The sequence below is a fragment of the Micromonospora sp. NPDC003776 genome, from assembly GCF_053605645.1.
The window spans coordinates 1-5,115 of sequence record NZ_JBSGJR010000512.1 but is presented as its reverse complement, the minus strand read 5'-3'; the positions used below and the strand labels follow the sequence as shown (position 1 = coordinate 5,115).

5 protein-coding genes are annotated in these 5,115 nt (G+C 75.0%); 2 read left to right on the top strand and 3 right to left on the bottom strand.

Annotated features, from left to right (window positions below):
- Positions 1 to 51: 51 nt before the first annotated feature.
- Together ACWEVO_RS29635 and yczR are read right to left on the bottom strand one after the other, a co-directional pair.
- On the bottom strand, positions 52 to 1,365 hold the full coding sequence (locus ACWEVO_RS29635) for a low temperature requirement protein A (RefSeq protein ID WP_452310770.1): 1,314 nt from the start codon (positions 1,363 to 1,365) through the stop codon (positions 52 to 54).
- Between the two features lie 50 nt (positions 1,366 to 1,415).
- Positions 1,416 to 2,873 (bottom strand): MocR-like transcription factor YczR, encoded by a 1,458-nt coding sequence (yczR, locus tag ACWEVO_RS29630; RefSeq protein WP_452310769.1) that lies wholly within the window; start codon positions 2,871 to 2,873, stop codon positions 1,416 to 1,418.
- Positions 2,874 to 2,930: 57 nt separating this feature from the next.
- Between yczR and yczE the strand changes: the two genes are divergently transcribed.
- The gene (yczE, locus tag ACWEVO_RS29625) at positions 2,931 to 3,608 is read left to right on the top strand and encodes a membrane protein YczE (RefSeq protein WP_452310768.1); all 678 of its coding nucleotides are present in this window, start codon (positions 2,931 to 2,933) and stop codon (positions 3,606 to 3,608) included.
- A gap of 167 nt (positions 3,609 to 3,775) precedes the next feature.
- Positions 3,776 to 4,237: a hypothetical protein gene (locus ACWEVO_RS29620; RefSeq protein WP_452310767.1), complete on the top strand. Its 462-nt coding sequence runs from the start codon at positions 3,776 to 3,778 to the stop codon at positions 4,235 to 4,237.
- A gap of 13 nt (positions 4,238 to 4,250) precedes the next feature.
- Here the strand turns inward: ACWEVO_RS29620 and hisF are convergent, their stop codons facing one another.
- Positions 4,251 to 5,018: an imidazole glycerol phosphate synthase subunit HisF gene (gene hisF / locus ACWEVO_RS29615; protein ID WP_452310766.1), complete on the bottom strand. Its 768-nt coding sequence runs from the start codon at positions 5,016 to 5,018 to the stop codon at positions 4,251 to 4,253.
- Between the last annotated feature and the right edge of the window lie 97 nt (positions 5,019 to 5,115).

Sequence of the window (5,115 nt, the reverse complement as noted above, 5' to 3'; positions counted from 1 at the left end):
CCACCGTCCCGGGGTACGGCCGTCGGCGTCCCGAGCCGCCGGCCGGCGTCGTCACAGGTGGCGGGCGCGCCAGCGGCTCTGTTCCTCCTCGGCGGCGACCTGCTCCTCCAGCGCGAGCTCCCGGATCTGGCGCCGCCGGCCGTTCTCGCTCAGCGTCTCGGCGGTGATGGCGGCGACGGTGACGAGCGCCAGCAGGGCCAGACCCACCACCTCCGGCAGCGGAGCGGCCAGCGGGGCCAGCACGGCGATCGCCGCCACCGCCGCCAGCACGGGCCACCGCACGGTCCGCAGCACCAGCAGCGCACAGCCGGCCAGGCTGAGCAGATAGAGCGCGACCCCGCCGTACAGCACGGTGACCCAGAAGCCGCCCAGCGGCAGGCCCCACGTCGGGCTGTCCGGCTGGGCGGCCTCGCCCAGCAGGTCCTTGAGGCCGAGCGCGAAGAGGATGATCCCGGCGATCATCGGCAGGTGCAGGAAGGTGTAGGCGTCCCGGGCCAGCCGGACCCGGACGTCCGGGTCCCGGGCGTGGTGCAGTGCCTGCTCGAGGGCGAACGCCAGGGTGTCGAAGTACGCCCACCAGAGCACCGCCGCGATGGCGATGCCGAGCACGGCGCCGAGCACGACCGGCCCGGTGAGCGGCAGGCCGCTCACGAACTTCGGCCCCAGCCCCAGCGCGATGATCGACTCGCCGAGGGCGATCAGCACCATGAGGGCGTGCCGCTCCGACCAGTGCCCGGCGGAGAGCACCACCCACCACGGCCGGCCCAGGCGCACCCCGCCCACGTACTCGATCATCAGCGCCACGGTCCAGAGCGCGAGCTGGAGGGCGAGCGCCGCCGACCCGCCGGCCAGCCGCTGCGGCACGGTGCCGGCGATGATCAGCAGCGTGGCGGCCACCACCGGCAGGAACGTGAGCAGCAGCAGCCGGCGGCGGCGCTCCGGGTCGCCGCGGAACACCCAGCCGAGGACCGCGAGCTGGGCGAGGCGGATCAGGAGGTAGCAGGCGGCGAAGACGACCGGTCCGTACAGGCCGCCGGGGATGTCGACGAACGCGCCGGGCGTGCTCAGCACCAGCAGGAAGGTCGCGGCCACGGTGACGAAGCCGACCAGCGGCAGCACGCCCTGGTCGGCGCGGACCACGTTGCCCAGCCCGGCGAAGCCGGTCCAGCACCACCAGAGCAGCACCAGCACCAGCAGGAAGCGGTAGAGGTTGAGCGGGCTGGGGTGGGTGGCGGCCAGGCTGGTGTCGGTGAGGAACGCGAGCACGAACACCAGGTCGTAGAAGAGTTCCAGCCGGGTGGTCCGGGAGCCGGGCGCGCCGGGCTGGACGGCGTTCGACCAGCGGCTCCCGGCACGGTTACCCACCCCGGCAGTCTGTCAGCCGCCGGGTCGGTCCCGAGCCGGATCGGCCCAGCTCAGGCGATGACCGACGGCTCCCGCCACTGCGGCCGGCCGGCCCGGTCCAGGTCGTAGCGGACCGCGGCGAGCCGGCCGACGGCCTCCACCAGGTCGGCGGCGGGCAGGGTGAACGGCAGCCGGAGGAACCGCTCCAGGGTGCCGTCCAGGCCGAACCGGGGGCCCGGCGCCAGGCGTACGCCGACCTCCTCGGCGGCCCGGGCCAGCGCGCTGGAGACCGGACCGTCCAGCTCGGCCCAGAGCGTGACGCCGCCGCGCGGCGCGGTGACCCGCCAGTCAGGCAGCCGCTCGGTGAGCGCGTCGACCAGGGCGTCCCGCTGGGCGGCGAGCTGCGCGCGGCGGGCGGCCACGATGGCCGGGGCGTCGGCGAGCAGGTGCACCGCGACGAGCTGGTCCAGCACCGGGCTGGCCATGTCGACGCCGACCCGGGCGGCGGCCAGCCGCTGCACCTGCGGTGCGGACGCGCGTACCCAGCCGATCCGCAGCCCGCCCCAGTACGGCTTGCTCATCCCGCCGATGCTGATCACCCGGGAGTGCCGGTCGAAGGTGGCGACCGGCGGGGGCAGCTCGGTGCCGTCCAGCGGCAGGTCCACGAAGGACTCGTCGATCACCAGGTCGGTCCCGGCCGCGTGGGCGGCGCCGACCAGCCGCTCGCGCAGCTCGGTCGCCATCAGGTGGCCGGTGGGGTTCTGGAACTCCGGGATCAGGTACGCCAGCTTGGGCCGGCCCTGCCGGATGCTGCCCAGCAGCAGGTCGGCGTCCCAGCCCACGCCGTCCGCGGCGAGGCCGTGGGTGGTGATCCGAGCCCGGCGGGCGGCGAGCGCGGCGAGCGCGTTGGGGTACGTGGGCGACTCGACCAGCACCCCGCCGCCGGGCGACAGGGTCAGCCGCAGCACCAGATCCAGCGCATGCTGGGTGCCGCTGGTCACCATGATCTGTTCCGGACTGGTCGGCAGGCCCCGCGCGGTGTACGACCGGGCCACCGCCTCGCGCAGCTCGATGATGCCGGTCGGGTGGTAGCCGGCCCCGCCCAGGTAGCGCGGCAGGTCCTCGGCGGCCGCCCGGGCCGCCGGCACCAGCTGCGGTGGCGCGGCGAGGGCGGCCACCCCCAGGTCGATCATGTCCCGGTCGTCCAGCGGGGTCCAGAGGCCGGTGCTGGCCACCCGGTGGGTGCCCGGGAGCATGGTCCAGCTGCCGGCGCCGCGTCGGCTGGCCAGGTGGCCGGTCTCGCGCAGTTCGCGGTAGGCGGCGGTGACCGTGGTCCGGCTGATCCGTAGCGCCTCGGCCAGTTCCCGTTCGGCCGGCAGCCGTACCCCGAGCGGGAGGCGGCCGTCGGCGAGCAGGCCGCGGACGGCGGCGGCGAGCGCGGCGTAGTCCGGGCTGCGCCGCCGGCCGGGGAGGGCGTGCCACTGACCGAGCAGTCGGGCCAATTGGACGCCACGTACCTGACTCGTCATGCCACCCCTCCCGAATTGGCTCTATCGCGGCCGAGATTGGCCCCTAGGGTGGCATGCATGGCACAGATTGGCAATCTCCGGTACCGGCCCGCCCGGCGGCTGACCCAGCTCTACGCCGGGCTCGTCCTCTACGGCGTCAGCATGGCGCTGATGGTCCGGTCCGGGCTGGGCCTCGACCCGTGGGACGTCTTCCACCAGGGCCTGGCCCGGCAGACCGGGCTCTCCATCGGCACGGTCACCATCGCGGTGGGCGCCCTGGTCCTGCTGCTCTGGATCCCGCTGCGGCAGCGGCCCGGGCTCGGCACGATCAGCAACGTGGTGGTGATCGGCCTGGTCGTGGATGCCACCCTGGCCCTGCTGCCGGACGGAGGCGGCCTCCCGGCCCGGATCGCCCTGCTGGTCGTCGGGATCGTGGCCAACGGCGCGGCCACCGGCCTCTACCTGGGCGCCGCGCTCGGCCCCGGCCCGCGCGACGGCCTGATGACCGGGTACGTGGCCCGGCGCCCCGGCCGCTCGATCCGGCTGGTCCGGACCACCATCGAGGTCACGGTGCTGGCCCTCGGCTGGCTGCTCGGCGGCACCGTCGGCCTCGGCACCGTGGCGTACGCGCTGGCGATCGGCCCCCTCGCCCAGCTGTTCATCCCGCTCTTCGCGGTGCCGCCGCAGCCGCCCGCGCCGGCAGCCGTCGAGTCGGCGGTCGCCGCCCCGCCCTGCCCGGCCGGGGAAGCGGCCTGACCGCGTGTCCGTCGTCTCCCGTGCGGACTGCTCCCGGCACGCAGCGTCACCGCGGTCGTGACGGACCGCCAACGGATGGGACGGGCGGCACCGCGCTTGAGCTGCGGTGACGTCCGGGGGCGAAACCGGGTGTTTTCTCCGCGCTGAATGCCGGGCATCATTCCTGCATGGGCGAGAACGGATGGCGCTGGACCGACGCCTGGATTTTCGTCTCGCTGGTGATCGCCAGCGGTGCCGGGCGGCACCGCCGCTCGGCCTCCACCCGACGGCCCGAGGGCGTACGCCTGGCCGACGTCCTCTCCACCGCCGACCACCTCAACCGGTCCATCCCGGAGCGCCAGGAGCTGGAGCTGGCGGTCCGCCGGCTGGTCGGCGCGGGTCTGGTCAGCGTCTCCGACGGCTGGTTCCGGATCACCCCGGACGGCGAGCGGCTCTGGCGTACCCGGCCCAGCACCGGCGTGGGCACCATGGTGGACACCGTGCAGGGCGCGTTGATCCGCCGGCACACCCCGGGTGAGTCCGACTGGAGCCTCGCCGAGGACGATCACGCCGCCGCGGTGCAGGAATATCTGGTCCGCTCGATCCCCGTGCCGCGCCGCTCCCCGGAGGGCCACTCCGGCCGCCCCTGACCGCGGCCTCGGGTCAGCGGACCGGGTGACCGGCGCTCCGCAGGGCGTCCTTGACCTCGGCGACGGTCAGCTCGCCGAAGTGGAAGACGCTGGCCGCGAGCACCGCGTCGGCGCCCGCGCCGATGGCCGGCGGGAAGTGCGCCACCGCGCCGGCGCCGCCGCTGGCGATCACCGGCACGTCGACGACCTCTCGGACGGCCTGGATCAGCGGCAGGTCGAAGCCGGTCTTGGTGCCGTCGGCGTCCATGGAGTTGAGCAGGATCTCCCCCGCGCCCAACTCGGCGCCGCGCGCCGCCCACTCCACCGCGTCGAGGCCGGTGCCGCGGCGCCCGCCGTGCGTGGTCACCTCGAAGCCGCTGGGCGTGGTGCCGGCGGGGGCCCGCCGCACGTCCAGGGAGAGGACCAGCACCTGCCGGCCGAACCGGTCGGCGATCTCGGCGATCAGCTCGGGGCGGGCGATCGCTGCGGTGTTCACCCCGACCTTGTCGGCGCCGGCCCGCAGCAGCGTGTCGACGTCGGCCACCTGGCGGACGCCGCCGCCCACGGTGAGTGGGATGAAGACCGACTCGGCGGTGCGCCGGACCACGTCGAGCATGGTGCCCCGGTCGCTGGCGGAGGCGGTGACGTCGAGGAAGGTCAGCTCGTCCGCGCCGGCCCGGTCGTACGCCGCGGCCAGCTCGACCGGGTCACCGGCGTCGCGCAGGTCGAGGAAGTTGACCCCCTTGACCACCCGCCCGGCGTCCACGTCCAGACAGGGGATCACCCGTACCGCCACCGTCATGCCGCGAGCCGGTCAGCAGCACCGCCACGCCGAGCGCGGCGCCGAAGAGCCAGTGCCCGCTGACCGCCCAGCCGACGCCGAGTACCACCAGTCCGAC

Coding starts and splice junctions, on each gene's coding strand:
- yczR (WP_452310769.1), bottom strand. CDS start 2,873: ATGACGAGTCAGGTACGTGGCGTCCAATTGGCCCGACTGCTCGGTCAG.
- yczE (WP_452310768.1), top strand. CDS start 2,931: ATGGCACAGATTGGCAATCTCCGGTACCGGCCCGCCCGGCGGCTGACC.
- ACWEVO_RS29620 (WP_452310767.1), top strand. CDS start 3,776: ATGGGCGAGAACGGATGGCGCTGGACCGACGCCTGGATTTTCGTCTCG.
- hisF (WP_452310766.1), bottom strand. CDS start 5,018: ATGACGGTGGCGGTACGGGTGATCCCCTGTCTGGACGTGGACGCCGGG.